At 70.6% G+C, this 16,653-nt stretch carries 14 protein-coding genes and 1 pseudogene; 1 reads left to right on the forward strand and 14 read right to left on the reverse strand.

The window, feature by feature from the left end:
• Window positions 1-8: 8 nt before the first annotated feature.
• From HJG52_RS20875 to HJG52_RS13225, 3 genes and pseudogenes are all read right to left on the reverse strand, one after another.
• Window positions 9-662, reverse strand: a pseudogene (locus HJG52_RS20875) (DDE-type integrase/transposase/recombinase); the annotation flags it as partial.
• Window positions 659-973 (reverse strand): hypothetical protein, encoded by a 315-nt coding sequence (locus tag HJG52_RS13220; protein ID WP_171243997.1) that lies wholly within the window; start codon window positions 971-973, stop codon window positions 659-661. The pseudogene HJG52_RS20875 and the gene HJG52_RS13220, both read right to left, overlap by 4 nt.
• Before the next feature lie 51 nt (window positions 974-1,024).
• Complete coding sequence (locus HJG52_RS13225; RefSeq protein WP_171243998.1) at window positions 1,025-4,102, reverse strand: DNRLRE domain-containing protein; 3,078 nt, start codon at window positions 4,100-4,102, stop codon at window positions 1,025-1,027.
• A 958-nt stretch (window positions 4,103-5,060) separates the two neighbouring features.
• On the opposite strand from HJG52_RS13225, the gene HJG52_RS13230 reads away from it, so the two are divergent.
• Complete coding sequence (locus tag HJG52_RS13230) at window positions 5,061-5,585, forward strand: phosphoribosylamine--glycine ligase (RefSeq protein ID WP_171243999.1); 525 nt, start codon at window positions 5,061-5,063, stop codon at window positions 5,583-5,585.
• A 41-nt stretch (window positions 5,586-5,626) separates the two neighbouring features.
• On the opposite strand, the gene HJG52_RS13235 is transcribed toward HJG52_RS13230, so the two are convergent.
• From HJG52_RS13235 to HJG52_RS13285, 11 genes are all read right to left on the reverse strand, one after another.
• Complete coding sequence (locus tag HJG52_RS13235) at window positions 5,627-6,283, reverse strand: hypothetical protein (protein ID WP_171244000.1); 657 nt, start codon at window positions 6,281-6,283, stop codon at window positions 5,627-5,629.
• A gap of 13 nt (window positions 6,284-6,296) precedes the next feature.
• Window positions 6,297-7,685 carry a type IV secretory system conjugative DNA transfer family protein gene (locus HJG52_RS13240; protein WP_346767731.1) on the reverse strand — a complete coding sequence of 463 codons (1,389 nt, stop codon included), beginning with the start codon at window positions 7,683-7,685 and terminating at the stop codon, window positions 6,297-6,299.
• A gap of 100 nt (window positions 7,686-7,785) precedes the next feature.
• The gene (locus tag HJG52_RS13245) at window positions 7,786-8,235 is read right to left on the reverse strand and encodes a hypothetical protein (RefSeq protein ID WP_171244001.1); all 450 of its coding nucleotides are present in this window, start codon (window positions 8,233-8,235) and stop codon (window positions 7,786-7,788) included.
• Window positions 8,236-8,336: 101 nt separating this feature from the next.
• Window positions 8,337-9,902, reverse strand: coding sequence for a peptidoglycan DD-metalloendopeptidase family protein (locus HJG52_RS13250; protein WP_171244002.1), 1,566 nt, complete (start codon window positions 9,900-9,902; stop codon window positions 8,337-8,339).
• 13 nt (window positions 9,903-9,915) lie between these two features.
• Window positions 9,916-11,445: an ATP-binding protein gene (locus tag HJG52_RS13255; protein WP_171244003.1), complete on the reverse strand. Its 1,530-nt coding sequence runs from the start codon at window positions 11,443-11,445 to the stop codon at window positions 9,916-9,918.
• A gap of 3 nt (window positions 11,446-11,448) precedes the next feature.
• Window positions 11,449-12,954: an SCO6880 family protein gene (locus HJG52_RS13260; RefSeq protein WP_171244004.1), complete on the reverse strand. Its 1,506-nt coding sequence runs from the start codon at window positions 12,952-12,954 to the stop codon at window positions 11,449-11,451.
• Between the two features lie 30 nt (window positions 12,955-12,984).
• A complete protein-coding gene (locus HJG52_RS13265) occupies window positions 12,985-14,436 on the reverse strand; it encodes a type IV secretion system protein (protein WP_171244005.1) in 1,452 nt (483 codons plus the stop codon).
• A gap of 3 nt (window positions 14,437-14,439) precedes the next feature.
• Entirely contained in the window at window positions 14,440-15,288 is an 849-nt protein-coding gene (locus HJG52_RS13270; RefSeq protein ID WP_171244006.1) for a hypothetical protein, read from the reverse strand.
• Window positions 15,288-15,581 carry a hypothetical protein gene (locus HJG52_RS13275; RefSeq protein WP_171244007.1) on the reverse strand — a complete coding sequence of 98 codons (294 nt, stop codon included), beginning with the start codon at window positions 15,579-15,581 and terminating at the stop codon, window positions 15,288-15,290. The genes HJG52_RS13270 and HJG52_RS13275 overlap by 1 nt, the downstream gene beginning before the upstream one ends.
• Window positions 15,578-16,441, reverse strand: a complete 864-nt coding sequence (locus HJG52_RS13280; protein WP_171244008.1) for a hypothetical protein — start codon at window positions 16,439-16,441, stop codon at window positions 15,578-15,580. The genes HJG52_RS13275 and HJG52_RS13280 overlap by 4 nt, the downstream gene beginning before the upstream one ends.
• Window positions 16,438-16,638, reverse strand: a complete 201-nt coding sequence (locus HJG52_RS13285) for a hypothetical protein (RefSeq protein WP_171244009.1) — start codon at window positions 16,636-16,638, stop codon at window positions 16,438-16,440. The genes HJG52_RS13280 and HJG52_RS13285 overlap by 4 nt, the downstream gene beginning before the upstream one ends.
• Window positions 16,639-16,653: the final 15 nt, after the last annotated feature.

Consider the following 16,653-nt stretch of genomic DNA (forward strand, 5'->3'; position numbering starts at 1 on the left):
TGAGACCCGGCGTCCGAATGATGGACAAGTTCGCCACGTTGGACCGGGTGGCCCTCGTGGTCGCGCAGCCACAGCGCCATCCGCAACGGGGTCATCACCAAGTCGGTCGCCTTGTTCGTTTGCGCGTGCCAGGCCACGATCCGCTGCGCGAACACGTCGACGACGAACGCGACGTACACAAACCCGGCCCAGGTGCGGCAATAGGTGAAATCGGTAACCCAGACCAGGTTCGGCGCCGGCGCGGTGAAGTCCCGGTTCAGCAGATCACCAGCACGGGTGCCGTCCTTGCCTGGAACCGTGGTGCGATGCCTGCGTGCCCGACGGATGCCGTTGTGGCCCAACGCCGCCATCGCAGTGTGGACCCGCTCGTAGGAGGCCCGTTGCCCGGTCCGGGCCAACAGTGCGGTCATCTTCCTGCGCCCGTACAAGCCCTCCGGGCGCAGCCGGAACCCGGCCGTGGCCGGGTCCCACACGTAGGCCAAGGTGAACACCGCGTTCATCAGGTACGCCAACCCCAACGCCCGCGAACTGACCGTGCGGCGCCCCGCCCAGGCCCGATAGGTGCGCGCGGCGACCTGCACGCCCAGCCCACGAAGGACCCGGCAGGTCGACTCGACCGCTCGCCCCTGCTCCTGCTGGGCACGAATGAAGTCCATGATCATCGGCTGCGGGGGTCGAGCGCCCCCGCAAAGAAAGTCGCCGCCGCCTGCAGGATCGAGTTGTCCTCCTCCAGCCGGCGCACCTTCGCCTTCAGCGCCTTGATCTCCTCCCGCTCGGCGGCGCTCAACGCCCCACCCGCAGCCGTGGCGTCCGGCTCACGCCGGCACCACCCACGCACCGTGTCCTTCGATAACCCCAATCGGGCACCCACCGCCGCACACGTCTTCGTCAGCGACCCCCCAAACTCCGGCAGCTGCTCCTGGACCATCCGGACCGCCCGCTCCTTCGTTGCGGCGTCGTACTTCTTCGGCATGCCATGCATCCTTCCTGATCGGAAACCATGCGGCACGAATCCCCGAACGCTTCAGTCCGCGGTCGCCGAGTAGGCCACGGGCGCCCAGGTGGTGACGGTGCCGTCCTCCTCCGTCAGCGTCATCGTCATGGTTGCGCCGGGTGCCGCGGTGGTGTTGGTGATGACCAGGTCCGCCGCGGCGGCAGTGGTGTCGGTGGTCGCGGGCAGGTACGGCCACTTCGCGCTCCCGGTCTGGGTGACCTTGTAGGCGCGGTTCTTGCTCGGCGTCTGGTAGACCAGCGGCTCGCCCTCCTCATCCACCAGGACGATCGTGCCGTCGGTGCGGGTGTTGTCGATCACCTGCAACCCGGCCGCCCCCGCGTCGGGGCCCTCGAGGGACGCGGTCCAGCCGGGCCCGAATACCCCGGTCACCGGGTCAGTGGGCCAGCCGGCGACAGTTCCGTCGCCGTCGAAGCTGGTGTGCGACCGCGACAGCGCAAGGTCACCGGAATACCCCGGCACCGACACGTCCGTGGCCGAGGTGTTGAACTCACCGGTGAACAACGCCACCTGACCCGGGCCGGCGTCCGAGGTCGGGTAGCCGTTACCGAAGGCGTGCGGAACCCGCGTCACCGAGCGGGCGGTCTGGGACCAGGTGCACTGCGGGGTAGACACCCCGGCGTAGCTGAAGCACACCTGCACGTCCAGCAGCACCGGAACCCGCGAGTTCAGGTCCGCCGCCGCGCCGGCCTCACGCACCGCCGAGGCCAGGGCGAAGGAGCCGCTCACCTTGACCGGGTCGGTGGACGCCAGGGTGGGGCTGCCGGCGTTGTTAGTCACCGTCAGGGCCGGGCCGTCGGTCCACCCGGTCGCCTCGCTCCCGGACCCGGCGACCCGCCACTGGATCTTGCCGGACACGCTCGCGGCCGTCCCCCGGGGCGGGCCGCCCGCGGCGATCGCGACCTTGCCCGAGGAGGCGGTGCCCGCCGTCGGCAGGGTCAGGGACGCGCCACCCCACCCGAACGAGTACGTCGTCGCCGGTGCCGGCTTGAGGGTGCGGGCGACCGCGGTGGCCTTGATCGTGTGCGCACCGGCGGCGGTCTTGGGGATCGTGACCGTGGTCGCCACCACCGCCGGGTCGTTGGTGGGGGTGACCTTCAGGCGCGGCTTGGCCACACCGTCGACGACCAGGTCGACGTAGCCGGGGGTGGACCAGTCGTTGGTGATGCCGGTGGCCTTGATGCTGCACACCACGTCCGCCGTCGGGGCGGTGTCGGTCCAGGACCCGTTGCCGTACCCCGGGCAGGACACGGTCGCAGCGGGCGGGGTGTTGTAGGCGGTGCCGAACTTCGTCCAGGCCGACCAGGTGCCGTTCCACAGGCCGCGGTCGTCGCGCACCGCGGCTCGCGCGTAGTAGTAGGTGTTGTTTGCCAGCGCGGTCGTCGGGGAGCAGTCCACGGACGCCCCGGACGCCCCGGCCGCGGTCTCGCACGAGGCCACCTTGGACGCGGTCGTGCCTGCGGTGGAGTTGTGCACCTCGAACGTGACCCGCACAAGGGACCCGTCCGGGTCGGTGGCCTTGGAGTAGAACCGCGGCGTCGAGTCCGTGGTGAACAGGTAGGTCAGGTTGTCCCGCGGGTCAACGTACGACGGGGTGTACGCGGCCTCCATCGTCGGCGCCGACGCCGCGTTGGGCTTCCGGTTGTACGTGAACGTGATGTACGGGTCCTGGGACGACTCCACCGAGTAGAACTTCTTCCACCCGTAGCTGTCGGTTTCCGACGCCGACAACCGCATGGCACCGGTGGACGCTGATGCCCCGGACCAGGTGTCGATGAGGCTGGTGATCGGCACCGACACCCGGCCGGCGGCACAGGACGACGAGAAGCCCTTGGCCACCGAGGCTGAGCCCCACGCAGTGGTCGGGCTGGGCGACGGCTGGTTGGACCAGCTGGTCGAGGAGCTGGTCGGGGCCGTGGAGTGCACGTAGAACGGCTTCGCGGTGCACGACCACGAGTGGAACTCGTACAGCGACAACGACGCCGAGGTGATGTCCTTGCCCTTAAAGGACGCCAACGGGAAAGACAGGAACGAGCGGTACTTGTCCCCACCGCCGTTGTACGTGCCAACCCGCAACTCGGTCGCGGTCGAGTACGTCGCGGTCGAGTACGCACTGGACACGTAGGTGTCGAAGCTGGTGCCCACGTTGCCGCCGCCGGCGTACGTCGGGTCGATCGTGACCGGAAACACCCGGGAAGGGTCGAGCAGCCAGCCCTGGTCCGGGGTCAAGGTCAGCACCGCCCGCCCGGCGCCCTTCTGGGCGACGGTCATGGTCACCGGGGACTCGTTGACCCGGTTCCCACTGTGCTCGTCCACGACGGCGTCCCAGGCGACCGGGGCAGCCACGTGGGAGGTGACCTGCCCGTCGGCGTCCACGAACGACACCGACCCGTCCTTCTCCGCGCGTGCGGTCAGACCCTTGGTCTTGACCGGGATCGACCACGACACAGGCCCGCCCTTGGCGTCCACCTTCAGAGCTGCCAGAGCCTGCGGGGTGTTGATGATCAGGTGCGTCTCGTACCCGCTGCGGCGGGCATCCACAACCAGGTCGACCCCGGGCTTGACCGACTTGTACGTGGCGGTCGTCCCGGACAGCACCGGGGTTCCCAGCTTCCCGCCCGGCCAGCCGAGGGTGACATCCCGGTCCTGTTTGTGCTTGCCCTTGCCCTGCTTCGCCACAGCCAGGTCGGTCTCGTCGGTGCCCTTCGCCACCCCACCAGCGGCCTTGGTCGCACCCGCCAGGGACAACCGGCCCGGGTGACCCTTCGGGCCGACCGTGCCGTCCGCAGCCTCGGCCATGGTCAGGTCCACGTCTCGCCACGCGCCGGAGTCGTCGCGGTACCGGATCGGGCCGCCATGAGCCTGGGTGGTCATGGTTCCGTCGGGGTTCACCCACGTCGTCGACGTCTCATCCCGCAGGGACTCGACCTCGACCCGGGAACCCTGCGCTTTCGCGGTCACCCGCGCCGACACCAGGTCCGGTCGCGAGGTCACCGTCTTCGCCGCCGCTGGCTTCTTCGCCGCAGGTGTGGTGGCGGAGGCAGGTTCCGCCGCGACCAACGTGACCGTCAGGGCCGCGACCACCGCCATTGCGGACGCCTGCAGTGAGGGGCGCAAACGACCCCGGGTGAACCAGCCCGACATGAAACTGGACGACTGTGACTCGACCATGACCAAGACCCCACGATCCCCCGAGCCCTCCGCGATCGAGAGCAACCGGCAGAACTGTGGACCTTCGTAATGGTCGTGCTTGCCGAATCCGTCAATCCTTGAAGAAGTCTTTACTCTTGGGCCCGCGCCAGCGCGGGCCGCGTCAACCTGTATGTGGCCGAGGACGGGCACGCGGTGGGTCAGGTCTCACCGCTGACGTCGAAGCCAGGCAAAGCCGTCGCCGCGCAGCGCCTGAGCCCCCTAGAGGACGGCGCGTTCCGCCAGCTCGCGCGACCGCGATGCGTTCTCGAGCCAGCCCCCGACAATCCGTGTCGACATCCACCGCCACGATGCCCGAGCAGTCCTCAGCAGACCGCAGTTGCTGCGTCCAGCGGCCGAGCATGAGACAGTGACGAGGTGGCGGTGACTACCGACGGCGCGGATCCTCGGTGGCTCAGGCTCGCCAACGTCCAGGAACTGCCCGGCCGTTGTCCGGTCACTGGTCCGCGACGGCGAACTGCCCGGTCACCGCTACGGGCCGCAGGTGCGGGTCTTCGCGGTGGACTTCGAGCGATGGGTACAGGCCCCTTACGCGCAGACCGGGGCTGATGTCGGCCGCACCTGGGGCAAGGCCGACGCCGCCACTCCCCTCATTCGGCAGTTCCATCCCATGGTTCGGCGAGCAGCATCGCACACGTGCGTGTGCATCCACCACAGGCAAACGACGACAGTCGATCACATCACCCTCGATAATACGTGATCCACGACTGGTGCCGAGGCCTCTCGGCATCGAGCACCACGTGGATGACAGCCCCCGAACCGCCCAGGTAATTTAGCGCGACTCTCCCGGACCGGTCGCTGCCGGGGACGTAGCCGTGGTCGCACTACCTTGACCCGCATGACCACCGAGGCCGCGGCGCTGCTCATCTCCGCGGTGTCACTGCTGCTCGCTGGCCTGTCCCTCGGGTGGCAGATCGCGCAGTGGCTTCTCTCGGCGGGTCGCCCGAAAGCCGTTCTCATGCATGGGGTCTGGCAAGGAGCCGGCGCATACGTCGGCCCGGTCACAGCTGACCGGAGTCCACTTGACCTCAACACGCTGAGACGGCAGGGCATCGACGGACTCGAAGTGGTCGGCATCCGGGTCACCAATCACGGCCGAGCGCCGGTGTCAGTCGAGTGGGTGGCGGTCCACTGTCGGGGCGGGACGATGGTGTTCGTTCCCGAGGCTGACCGGCTCGGCCCTGGGCTGCCCTATCGGCTAGAGGCAGGGACCAACACCAGCTGGTACGTCGACGTGGACAGGGCGACCCGGCTGGCAAGCAGCTCGCGCGAGGTGCTGCGAGAGCCGGTCACCGGCGTCTACATGACGGCTCAGCTCGGTACCGGAAAGACGATCGAGACCTCGGGGACGCTCCGTACGTAGCCCGACTATCGAGCGCCTGCCGATACACCGATCTCGCGGTCCTAGTCGTCGACGACCTCGCCGGTCTGGGTGTCGATGGTCTCGCCGTCGACGACTCGCAGCCGGGGCGCCGGTTGCTCTTCGTGCTTCAGCTCTGGCCGCTGGTATGCGGCGGTGTCCTGCGCGAAGGCGTGCTGGCGCTGCGCCGTGGTTGGCTCGGCGAGATGGCGCGAATGGCGGCCCTTGGCCGGCCACTGCTGGTGTCCGTCCTCGCAGTGGTTCTTGACCCGCTGGCGCATCCGGTCAACGAACGCCGGGAGGGCGTAGCGGTGCCACTCCTCGAGTGCGTCGCTGCCCAGCGCCAGGGCTGCTCGTCGACGCTGGTCGGCCAGCACGGCGAGCTCCCGCACCAGGTGCGGGTGCTGGGGCCAGCAGTATGGGACGACGCCGGAGACGTCCCACATGTGCTCGGTGTTGAGCCAGACCGTGAAGGCCTCGAGCCAGTCCCAGAGCTCGCGCCGTAGCTGCGGCCGGGTGAGGCTGTCCGGGTCCCATGGCCGGGGGAGCATCTTGAGGCTGCCCAGCGCCTTGCGCTGTTCTTCGGTCCCGTTGAGGGCGAGGTCGAGCTCCCGGTAGGCCTGCTCAAGCTGTCGGCCGGGATGCGGGAGCGGCGCCACCATTGGGCTCGGGGGCCGGTCCGGGCTGCTCATCGGCTTCATGGTCGTCTCCTGGTCAGAGAGCGTCGTTGGACAGGCCCCGCCGGCGGGCCTCGACGAGGGCGGCGGTGCGGCGGGCGTCGGCCGACACCGTCGTGGCGTGCCGGCTGTGCCCGATTAGGGTTCTGGCGTGCTCCTGCTGCGCCAGGAGTCCACGTCCCGCGCGGCCGTCGATGCATCTGGTGAGCCGGGCGATCATCGGTTTGCCGTTCTCCGAGACGACGAGGGCGTGGCGTTCCTTTAGTTGCCGGACCTCGGCGCCGGTGAGGATGGGGATGTCTTCGGCCGTGGTCGACCGCCCTCCCATCTGCCCGGTCTGCCAGCTGGTGCGCGAGATCCGCACCGGGCCGAGCAGGTCGGAGATCTCCTGGTTGAACGCCACGTCCTTGGAGCCGCCGAACAGGACCAGGTTGTTGGTGAGACCGAGCAACGTGCGGGCCTCCTGGTCACCGAAGATCGCCGACAGCTGTGGCCGCGTCTGCGCCGCCCAGATGAAGGAGATCCCCAACGCGCGCTCGTTGGCCATGCGGGTGCGCAATGTCGGCAGCGGCGCCGTGGAGGGAAGCTCGTCGAGGCAGGCCAGCAGGGGCGGGCACTGTCGGCCCCACGGGGAGGTGTTGGCGGCGACCAGGGCGGTGTCGAGCACGTGCTCGGCCACGGCGGTCATGAGCGGCGAGGCGCTGGCGTACGGGTCTTCTCGGCCGAGCAGGTAGATGGTGCCGCCGCGGCGGATCACATCCGCGATGTTGGTGACTGGTCGCCCGGGACCCGGGGTGCACCGTCGCCGGATCGGTTCCTGAAAGAACAGGCCCAGCGCCTGCTGGACAGTGGTGATCGTGTTCCCCGCGGTGCGGTCGTCGCCGTGCAGGGCCCCGTGCAGCAGCCCGTGCCAGAACGGTGCGGCGTGCGGGTGTTCACGCAGGATCTCGGTGGGGTCGGTGGCGCTGAGCGGGTTGGCGACCCAGCGGAGCACGTCCTCCAGGTCGCGTCCGGTCAGGGCTGCGGCGTGGAAGTACGCCTGGATCACCTTGGCTGCTTCGGCGGCGTAGAAGCGGGCCGCGTCGTCGCCGTGCCCGCCGGCCACGGCGCCCTTCACGGTTCCCGCGGTGAAGGCCTTGGCCCGGCGCTCGGCGACCATGGGGTCGACGCAGCCGTCGATCGGGTCCCATACCAGCTCGGGCAGGCCGACGGCCAGGCCGAACGGGTCGAGGACCACGCACGGCCGCTGCTCGTTCTCACCGGCCCAAGGTGCCTGCCTCGAGGTGAAGCTGAGCAGGAGGTCGTCGACCTTGGTGAGGGTCACCAGGGCGGCTCCCGGGGCGCACAGCAGGGCGGGGATCAGCAGGTCGAGGGTCTTGCCGCTGCCCTGCGGACCGATGACGCCGGCGGTGCGGTCCCAGGGCACCCACAGCTCGACACCGCGGGGCTCACGGCCGCGCCCCAGACGCCACCCAACCTGTTCGGGTCGAAACGGCGTCCTCGAACGGCCCACTCGTAGTGCCACCTCAGCGTCCCTTCGCGTACAGGTCGGGCCGGACGACGGCGGCGACCTTCCGCAGCCTGCTGCGTCCGAGCAGCTTCTCGGCCTCCTCCCGGGTGGCCATGCCGTGGATCCGTCCGGGCCCCCAGCGCTCGAGGCAGACCTTCGCCACCCAGCCCGTGAGGATGAGGACCAGGACCTCGACGACCGCGACCCACACCCGAACGGCGGTCGACCCAGCCGGGCCGGCGGTGCCGCGGCTGAGGCCCGCTCCCGCATCGCCGCCGAGGATGCCGGGCACGCTGGTGAACAGCGTGTCCCGTGACGGCAGCGTGAGACCGCCGCCGGCGAGGAGGTTGGCGACGGTCCGACCGGCTTGGACTCCGAGGACTAGCACCAGGACGACGGCGACGACCGCCGCGACGGGGATCTCCCAGGTGTACGGGTAGGGGTTGGTTCGGCGTGCTCGTTGCATGTGATGCTCCCTTCCTGCCCCCCAATGCCCTGACGTCCCCTTCGGGTGGTCACGGCGTCCGCCTCAGGCATCCCCGGGGCTGGTCCTCGTCGACGCCTGTCTCAGGCGGCCGATCGGGTGGGCTGATCGGAGACGTTTCCGACCCGCCAAATCTCGAAGATGTTCTTGGTGCTGGCCTTCCCGGCGTAGCTGCCGTAGGTGACCCCGCGATCGCTGCTCATCGCCTCGACCGTGCTCTGCTTGCTCGGGTCGAACACCATCGCGACGTGCCCGATCGTGTTGGGTCCGAGGTAGGAGTCGTAGAAGATCAGGTCGCCTGGTCTGGCCTGCTGGGGCTGGACCCGGAAGCCGTTGCCGGCCGCTAGCCAGTCGCGCTGGGCCCCGGCGGTCCGAGGGGTGGTGATGCCGATCTGGGCGTACGCGGTCTGCGTGAACGAGGAGCAGTCCCAGGCGTCTGGGCCGTTGGCCCCCATGACATACCGGTCGCCGACCTGTCCGACGGCCCAGGTGAGGACCGTCCGCAAACGGTCGTTGGTGAGCGGCGGAAGGTTCGGATTCCCCTCTCCCGGGCCGCATTCGGTGGCGCTCCCCAGGACGGTGCCGCCGCCGTAGGCCGCCGCGTAGAAGAGGACGTCGTTGACGTACCAGTCGGCGTGGTTGTAGGCGAAGACGGCTGCCCGCACTCCCGCCAGGCCGCCGGTGACCCCGGCCTTGGCGAGGTAGTTCGCCGCGGACATGACGCTGTCGGCGTCGTTGGTGATGTCGGCGCGGCCGTCACCGTCGCCGTCGACGCCAATCGTCGCCCAGGTCGCCGGCATGAACTGCATCACGCCCTGCGCGCCGGCGGAGCTGGCGCCGGTGAGGCGGCCATGGGCGGTCTCTTCCATCCCGATCCCGGCCAGCAGGGTCCACGGGATCTTGTATCGCGCGGCGGCCGCGACGTAAAAGCCCTTCATCTGGGCCGGGATCGGCTGCGGCGGGTTGCGCAGCGATGCCTGCCCGGGTGAGCCGGGCGGCGGCAGGGGGAAGCCGACTCCGCCCTCTTGAACCTCCTCGCCGGGCTGCGGCGTCCAGCCAGCGACGGCGTTGCCGTTGAGCGGGGCGCCGTGAGCGAGCATCCAGGGCACCGGGTCGACCGGTGCCCCGCCGATGCGGATCTCGAAGTGGAGGTGGTTTCCGGTGCTGTCGCCGGTCGATCCCTCGACCCCGAGCTGCTGCCCGGCCGCGACGCTCTGGCCGGCGCGGACGCTGAGGGAGGCCAGGTGGGCGTAGCGGCTGAGGACGCGCGCCCCGGCGGCGTCGACGTGCTCGACGTCGACGACGTTGCCGTACCCAGCTCGGGTGCCGGCGAAGGTGACCCGGCCGGGCCCGATCGCCACGACCGGTCCCGGGCCCGGCTGGGACACCAGGTCCTGCCCGGTGTGCATCCGCCACTCGTGATAGGTCGGGTGGAACTCACGACCAAAGCCCCGCTGCCCCACGGTGTAGGCCTGCTCGAACGGTGGGCGCCAGTCGCCGGTGATCGGTGTGATGCCGCCGCACGCGACCGTGCGCAGCTGCTCGGCGGCCGCCGGCGCGCTCATCGTCACCACCACCAACGCCACCGCCAAGGGCAGCCCCAGCATCAGCACGAGCGCCGGGACGAGGACCAGCGCGAGCTTCTTCATCAGCTGGCCCCGGTCAGGCCGCGCCGGCGATGGCCTGGTTGGTGAAGGTGAGCTCCCGCTCGACGGGGTGCAGCACGGTCCGCACCTTGTAGTGCTGCTCCCCCACGCACCACAGGGCCCTGCCCTTGCCCTGCATCGCCCACCCGGTCACCAGGTCGCGCGCCATCGGCCCCAGGCCGAGCATGTTCTCCAGCTCACGGGCCACGCCCAGGTCTTGGCCGTGCAGGATCTTGACGTCGGCCAGGTGCAGGAGGTCCTTGGCGATCGCCACGGCCTGGGATCCGGCGTCGCCGGCCGACAGCAGATCGGATGGCTTGTGAGCGACGGCGAACTGGACATCTCCGTCCCGCCGGGACAGGCGCAGGTCGGCGTCGAACGACTTGACCGCTTCGGGGCCGAGCCGCAGCTGCTTCCAGGATTCGTCACGCACAACCACGCGCAGGTCGCCCGGGGCCGCCATCTCGCGCATGCCGCGGCCCCAAGAGTTGAGGCAGGTCAGCGCGATGCCGATCGCCTCATCCCCCAACGGCTCGAGGCGGGACAGGCTCAGGGACTGGATGGGTGCGGACCAGTCGACGTCGATGGTGGTGTGGTCGTCGAACAGCCCCGCCAAGGCTCCGCCGACGAGCTGGCCGAGCGCATCGCGCAGGAGCCTGGTGTCGTCGAGGAAGTGACGCTCGTCGGCGTAGCGGCAGGACGCGATCAGGTCTGGGGTGGGGTTGTCCAGGAGGTGCCAGAGCTGCGGGATCGTGGTCTCGGCCAGCTGGGACTGGCCCACGGTGTACCCGGTGAGGGTTTGCAGGGCCGCCTTGACTACCACCTCGTCAGTCGGCCCGAACGGGACCCGCTGGTCCCCGATCCGCTGGCTCCCGACGAGGCCGCGGACCAAGGTCAGCCACCGCCCGAAGACGACGGCGGCGCGACCCTGCGCCTGCGCGGCGCCCAGCTCCGACCACCCTTGCAGCAACGGTCCGAACGCCAGCGGGTTGATCCGGGTGGGCAGCCCGTGGCCGATCGCGAACGGCTCGACCCCGAAGAACCGGCACAGCCCTTCGTATTCGTCCTTGGGGTCCCCAAGCACGAGGATGCGGTATCCGAAGTCGGTCATCCGCAGGCAGAACGCCTTGGTGTTCGCGGACTTCCCGCGGCCGGGCTTGCCGAAGCTGAAGACGTTGGGGTTCGTGACCGGGACGTCGTCGTCGAGGACCCAGCCGTGCGGGTCGGCGTAGAACGCGCCCCCGGAGAGCATGTCGATCCCCATCTGGGCGCCCGTCGGCGGGAGCCCGGGAGTGGAGATGAACGGCCACAGCGCCGGCGCCTGGTCGGAGGTCATGCGCCAGTTGGAGACCGGTGCCGCCGCGGGCGCCCAGCCGGCGTCGCGCCGGCGGGTTCCCCGCCGCGACGCGCGCCGGAACAGGCGCGGCTCCTTCGCTCCCGCTTCCGCCACTGGGGCCCCGGGCAGGTCGTGGCCGAAGTCGGCCAGGAGCCGGGAGACGGTGCGCCCCTCGTCCCGGCGTCGCGATGTGCGGGCTGCTCGATACATGGGTCAGTCCGCCTTCCGGGTGAGGCTGACCCCCAGGGGGACGGTCGAGGCGGCGAAGCCGAGGTCCTGGGCGAGGTCCAGACGCAGCGGCGCGAACCCGGCTCGCCGCACCGACGCGTCGAGCCGCCGGCCGAACTCCGAGACCCTCAAGGTCTTAGGCACCGTGACGGTGCAGACGGCATACGGCCGGGTCAGGGAGTTGCCGCGGGCGAGCTTGGTGTCCAGTCGCCGCACCTTCTCCGCTTCGTCCCGCGCCTTGGCGTTCTGCTTCACCTTCGCCTTGGCCCGCAGCTCTTCACCGATGTCGGCGGCCCATTCGCTGGTGGCGCTCTGTCGGCCGGCCGCCGACTGGCTGAGGATCGGGTAGGCCACCAGGAAGGAGCGCCGCTCCCCCGGCTCGGTCGGGGTCAGCACGGGAAGCAGCGCTCCCATCGCGGCGCCCTTCACCGGGAGTTTGATGGTGGAGCTGACGCTGTTCCACGCGTCGTGGCTGTAGTGCCTGGCCGCCGGGTCAGCACCCGAGGGTCCCGCCATGGCCCACGGGACCTCGGCGTTGACGGCCGGGTCGCTCTCGCGGGCTCCGAGTGCGTCGATGATGCCGGCACGGTCACCGGGAGCGAACCCTGTGCGGGAGGCCAGCGCGAGCTCGGGACTGGTCAGCCACTTGACGCTGGCCATGCCCATCCCGCCACGAAGCTGCGCCTCGATCTCGCCCAGCACGCCATAGATGACGCGGGCGCGACCTTCCAGCCCGCCACCTGACTCCTTGGCCTGCTTGCCCAGCCGGCCCTCGCCGATGACGACCGTCACGAACGACTCGGTCCGCACGCTGGCCCGGGTCAGGGTCTGCTGAAGCTCGTCGTTGACCTGGCGGACACCGCGGGAACTGCCCGGGCGACGATGCCGGGCGAGCCACTGGTCCCGCTCGGCGCCGTCCTCGGGCACGGTGCGGACCAGGAGCAGGATCTCGTCGATCAGCTCGGTCTGGGAGGCCATGTCCAGCAGCTCGCTCAGGCCCCGTCCCTGCCGCTGCCGTTCGTCGATCTCGCGCAGCCCGATTCCCGGGTGGACGACGGCGGCGGTCACTGCCCAGGTTCGAGTGCTGTGGTTCTGGATGATCGCCACCCGTGAGAACGATCCCCCCTGCGGTGGGCCGTCGTGGATCTGCACGCCGCCCAGGGCTCCGGGCAGGTCTGCGTCCTGCAGGGAGTCCACCTGCCCCCTCGTTGCCTTGGAACGGAAGCGGGTCCACCCCGCCAGGCCACCGGTCGCGAACGACAGCGACGCCGCAACCCACCCGAAGGTGGACCGGCCCCGCACCGGGGTCACGGTCACCGCGGTGATCGTGACCCAGAGCAGGAGGAACAGCGCCGCGCAGATCCACGCGCCGGCCCGGATGGACCAGAACACCGGCATGGTGGAGAGCGCGACGACGGCCAGCTGCCATCCGGAGAGCCCGAAGAACCACCCGATCCGGGCCCTGCTGTAGTCGCTGTAGATGACGCTCATGGGACTCTCCTAAAGGGTTGGGGTGGGTGATCAGACCGGGACGATCGGCACCGCGGCCGCTGCGCCGGCCGCTTCTCCGCCTGCGGCCCCGGCTCCTCCTGCCGGCCCGGCCCCACCGGGGCCGCCCGGGCCGGCGGCACCGCCTGGGGAGGCGGTGGGCGCCGGCGCGATCCCGGCTGTGGAGGGCGGAGTGATGCCGATGTCGGGGGTGGGGTTCGGGCCGGAGCCGTTGATCTCAGGGTTGTCGTGGTCGGCCTGCTTGCTGCCGCGGTTCTGGCTCGAGTTCTTCTTGGCCTTGCTGAAGTCCGGGACGTAGTTGTTGTGACCGACACCCATCTGGTTGGTCGCGTCGGCGGCGACGGCTGCTCCGCGTGATCCGATGCTTTCCATCGCCCCCATGCCGGCACCGGCGGCCTGTCCGAGGGCGCCGCCGAGTTGGCCCATGAGGCCGCGGGCGCTGGAGCTGAACCGGGCGCTGGTGGAGTCCTCTCCGAAGCTCTCGCCTTGGGATCGGCCGTTGGCGTCGGTCCTCGACGCGGCCTCGGAGCCGCTCTGGCCCTGGCCACCGCCGAGCAGGCCGCTGAGGCCGCCCTGTGCGGCCAGCCCGGCCCGGAGCGCGGATCCCGAGCTCGTGCCGGGGTCGACGAAGGCGAGGAGCTTGAACAGGGCGAGGGGGCTGAAGCAGCCGATGCAGATCAGGACCACCCCGGGCACCGCCGTTCCGATGGCCTTCTGCAGGCTGTCGGTCATGCCGGTGGCGACCCCTGAGGTCATCTGCACCCCGATGCCCAGCACCAGGATCATCACCACGGGGGTGAACGCCGCGGCGATGAACCAGCGCAGGCTCTTCCAGAACCAGCTCTGCCCGGCATCGCTGACCAGCCCGCCGGCGGCGATGGGGGTGGTGGCGGCCAGCACCATCAGGGCGCCGGCTCGGGTGAGCATGACCAGCAGGTGCCCGATCGCGGCGAACACCATGAAGATCCCCATGAAACCCAGGACGGTGGCCACTGTGCCGTCGCTGATGTCCTTGGTGGAGATCTGGGTGCCGAGCGGGTTGAAGTGTGCCCACTTGTCGATGTGCAGCAGCTTGGACATCAGCGCACGGGTGAGGCCGCCGCAGGCGGCGACGATGAGCACCGCGAGGGCGATCCAGCCGGCCCACACCATGACGAACTGCCCGGTTCCGACGAGGACCCGGGCTAGGGACTTGCCGTCGCGCCGGGCTGCGGTCAGGGCCAGCTGGACCATGGCGAGCAGCAGCATGAGGGCCCCGGCGATCCAGAACGTCATCTGGTACACCTGCGCGCCGGGCCCTCCCTCGCGCAGGTCGGGGACGGTGAAGGCGTCGACGATGGTCAGGACCAGCTTCAGCAGCCACAGCCCGGCGTTCCAGAGGCCGAGCATGGCCGCGGTCCAACCGTCCGCGACGACCTTGCCGGCGGCCGAGCCGAGATAGGTGAACGGGTTGAGGAGGTCCATAGGTTACTTGCTCCCGGTGTCGTCGCTCGCCCAGGTGCGCCAGCCGGCCTTGAAGGCGATCTCGGTTCCGGGCCAGGTCGACGGCGCGGTCGCTGCGGGCGCGCCGGGCGCGATCATCCACCGGCCTGCGGTGGTGTTCTCGCGGGTCGGCTCGGGGTGCCATTGCATGCGTTCGCAGTACCCGTAGCCGATCCGGGTCTCTGCGGTGATCGTGGCCCTGACGTCCAGCAGGACGCAGGCCACGACCCAGTTCGGCCCGTCCGTGGCCTTGACCTGCCCGGCTGCGGGAGTGGCGGTCACGGCCACGGTGGGGTCCTTGCTTTGGCCCTGACCGGCGCTGGCCAGGAAGCTCTGGACGTTCTTGGTCAGAGGCCAGGTGGCGACGTCGGGGGCGCCGGGTAGGGCCCACTGTGCGTGGACGTCGTTCGCCTGGGGGATGGACATGGCCTGCAGGACGGTCGTCTCGATCGCGGCCAGCTGGGCCAGCGCCCCCTCGGGCGTGCGCGGGAACCCGGTCGGCACCTGCACAGGTCCCGCAGCAGTGGCGGGCGGGACCTCGATGACCGGCCCGGTGACGGCGGCGGGGACGCCGTGTCGGGCGTCGTCGGGGGCCACCTGCAGCATCGGGGCGGCCGCTGCTTGGTCGCGGTAGCCCGGTCCGCTGCCCATGGTGGTCGGCTTCGATGTCGTCGCCGGCGTGGAGCTGGCGTCCGCGCTCTTGAGGCCGTAGTAGAGCGCAAGGACGAGGCCGGCGACGAACAGCAGGGCCGCGGCGGCCCCTGCGGCGAGGGTGGCCAGCAGACGTGACCGGCCCCACGCGTCGGTGGCGCTGTTCTGGCCGGCGCGGCTCATCAGACGCACCCGGTCCCGGTCATGGCGCGCACGATGCCGGGAAGCACGAGGTAGCCGATCACGGCGAGGAAGACGACGACCACGCCGACGATCCCGGCCTTGGACGCGTGCGGCATGCCGAAGATGCGGCCGGCGACGATCGCGCCGATGCCGACGACGACCCCGAGCACGAACAGGATGATCGTGCCCCACAGCACGTAGCCCATGAGCTGGTCGGCATACCGCTGCGCCCCGGGCGGTGCGACGGGGCACACCTGCGGGAGGGTGGCGAGCTGGCCAGTGAGTGTCTTCATGACGGGTTTCCCTTCGTGGTGTCTCCAGCGCCGCTGGCGTGGAGGATGTTGTCCGCGGCGACCAGCAGCGGGGTGGGCAGTGCTTCGGAGTCCAGGCCTCGCACGGCGAGGCCTCGGTCCACCGGGAGGACGTGGAGTGCTCCGTGCTGGTCCAGCTGGCGTGTCAGTGCGCCGAGGCTGTGCTCCACGCCGCGGGGCCACTTGCGTCGTGGTGGCCCGAGGACGGCTCCGATGACCGGGCTGCCCTCGAGCAGGGCCAGCGCCCCTTCCAGGCGCCGCAGGCCGGGAATGGTGGCTGTGGTGACGGCCACGACTGGGCCGGGCTGGAGCACCCGGTCGGCGAGCCAGTTGGGACTCGCGAGCAGCTGACCCAGTTCCCAACCCACGTCCAGGACGGTGAGGCTGGTCGTGGCGGCTGCGTCCGTGGGAGGTGGCACTTCGTCGGGGCCGATGAAGATGTCGCTGCCCCGCTCGAGGAGGACCTCCCCCCGTGTGCCTTGCAGCCACCCGCCGGACGGGTGCTGGCCCAGCTCCGCGGTGGAGGCCGGGGCGAGCCCGGAGGCGGTCACCGTGCAGCACTCGATCACCCGCGCGCCCATGCTGGCGCCGGCGGTAGCGAGGCTCAGCGCCAGGGTCGTGGCTCCGACTGATCCCGCGCAGCCGATGACTGGGACCACGACCTCGTGCGGTTCCCACGCCCGCGCGTCGCTGGGCTGCCGTCGGGCCGAGGTGGTCGCCCGGGGCGCGGCCTCTGGGTGTCGCCGGTAGTCCCCGACCTGCACGGCCCGCCAGGCTCGCTTGAGTTCGTCGACGCCGACCGCGGCCCGGGGCGTGCCCGGATGGGTCGTGTGCGCGGTCACGGGACGCTTCCCTGCCCCAGCGCGGACCTTCTGGCCTCGAGGGCTGCGCGCAGGCTTGGGGCGTCCAGGCGGGCCAGGGCGGCGCGCGCGGCGCGCACCTGGTGCAGCCTGTCCACGCATCCGGCCAGGTCGGCCAGCGCCTCGCCTTCGCTGCCCGCCACGTCGAGCAGGCGGCGCAGGTCGGTCTCGTCGGTCACGGTCATCACCTCGTG

Origin of the sequence: Knoellia koreensis (assembly GCF_013041615.1) — a bacterium.
In the GTDB taxonomy this organism is placed as follows: domain Bacteria; phylum Actinomycetota; class Actinomycetes; order Actinomycetales; family Dermatophilaceae; genus Pedococcus; species Pedococcus koreensis.

Bases quoted from the DNA above. Each gene is read 5' to 3' on its own strand.
- HJG52_RS13220 (WP_171243997.1), bottom strand. From the start codon at position 973: ATGCCGAAGAAGTACGACGCCGCAACGAAGGAGCGGGCGGTCCGGATG.
- HJG52_RS13225 (WP_171243998.1), bottom strand. From the start codon at position 4,102: ATGGCGGTGGTCGCGGCCCTGACGGTCACGTTGGTCGCGGCGGAACCT.
- HJG52_RS13230 (WP_171243999.1), top strand. From the start codon at position 5,061: ATGACCACCGAGGCCGCGGCGCTGCTCATCTCCGCGGTGTCACTGCTG.
- HJG52_RS13235 (WP_171244000.1), bottom strand. From the start codon at position 6,283: ATGAAGCCGATGAGCAGCCCGGACCGGCCCCCGAGCCCAATGGTGGCG.
- HJG52_RS13245 (WP_171244001.1), bottom strand. From the start codon at position 8,235: ATGCAACGAGCACGCCGAACCAACCCCTACCCGTACACCTGGGAGATC.
- HJG52_RS13250 (WP_171244002.1), bottom strand. From the start codon at position 9,902: ATGAAGAAGCTCGCGCTGGTCCTCGTCCCGGCGCTCGTGCTGATGCTG.
- HJG52_RS13255 (WP_171244003.1), bottom strand. From the start codon at position 11,445: ATGTATCGAGCAGCCCGCACATCGCGACGCCGGGACGAGGGGCGCACC.
- HJG52_RS13260 (WP_171244004.1), bottom strand. From the start codon at position 12,954: ATGAGCGTCATCTACAGCGACTACAGCAGGGCCCGGATCGGGTGGTTC.
- HJG52_RS13265 (WP_171244005.1), bottom strand. From the start codon at position 14,436: ATGGACCTCCTCAACCCGTTCACCTATCTCGGCTCGGCCGCCGGCAAG.
- HJG52_RS13270 (WP_171244006.1), bottom strand. From the start codon at position 15,288: ATGAGCCGCGCCGGCCAGAACAGCGCCACCGACGCGTGGGGCCGGTCA.
- HJG52_RS13275 (WP_171244007.1), bottom strand. From the start codon at position 15,581: ATGAAGACACTCACTGGCCAGCTCGCCACCCTCCCGCAGGTGTGCCCC.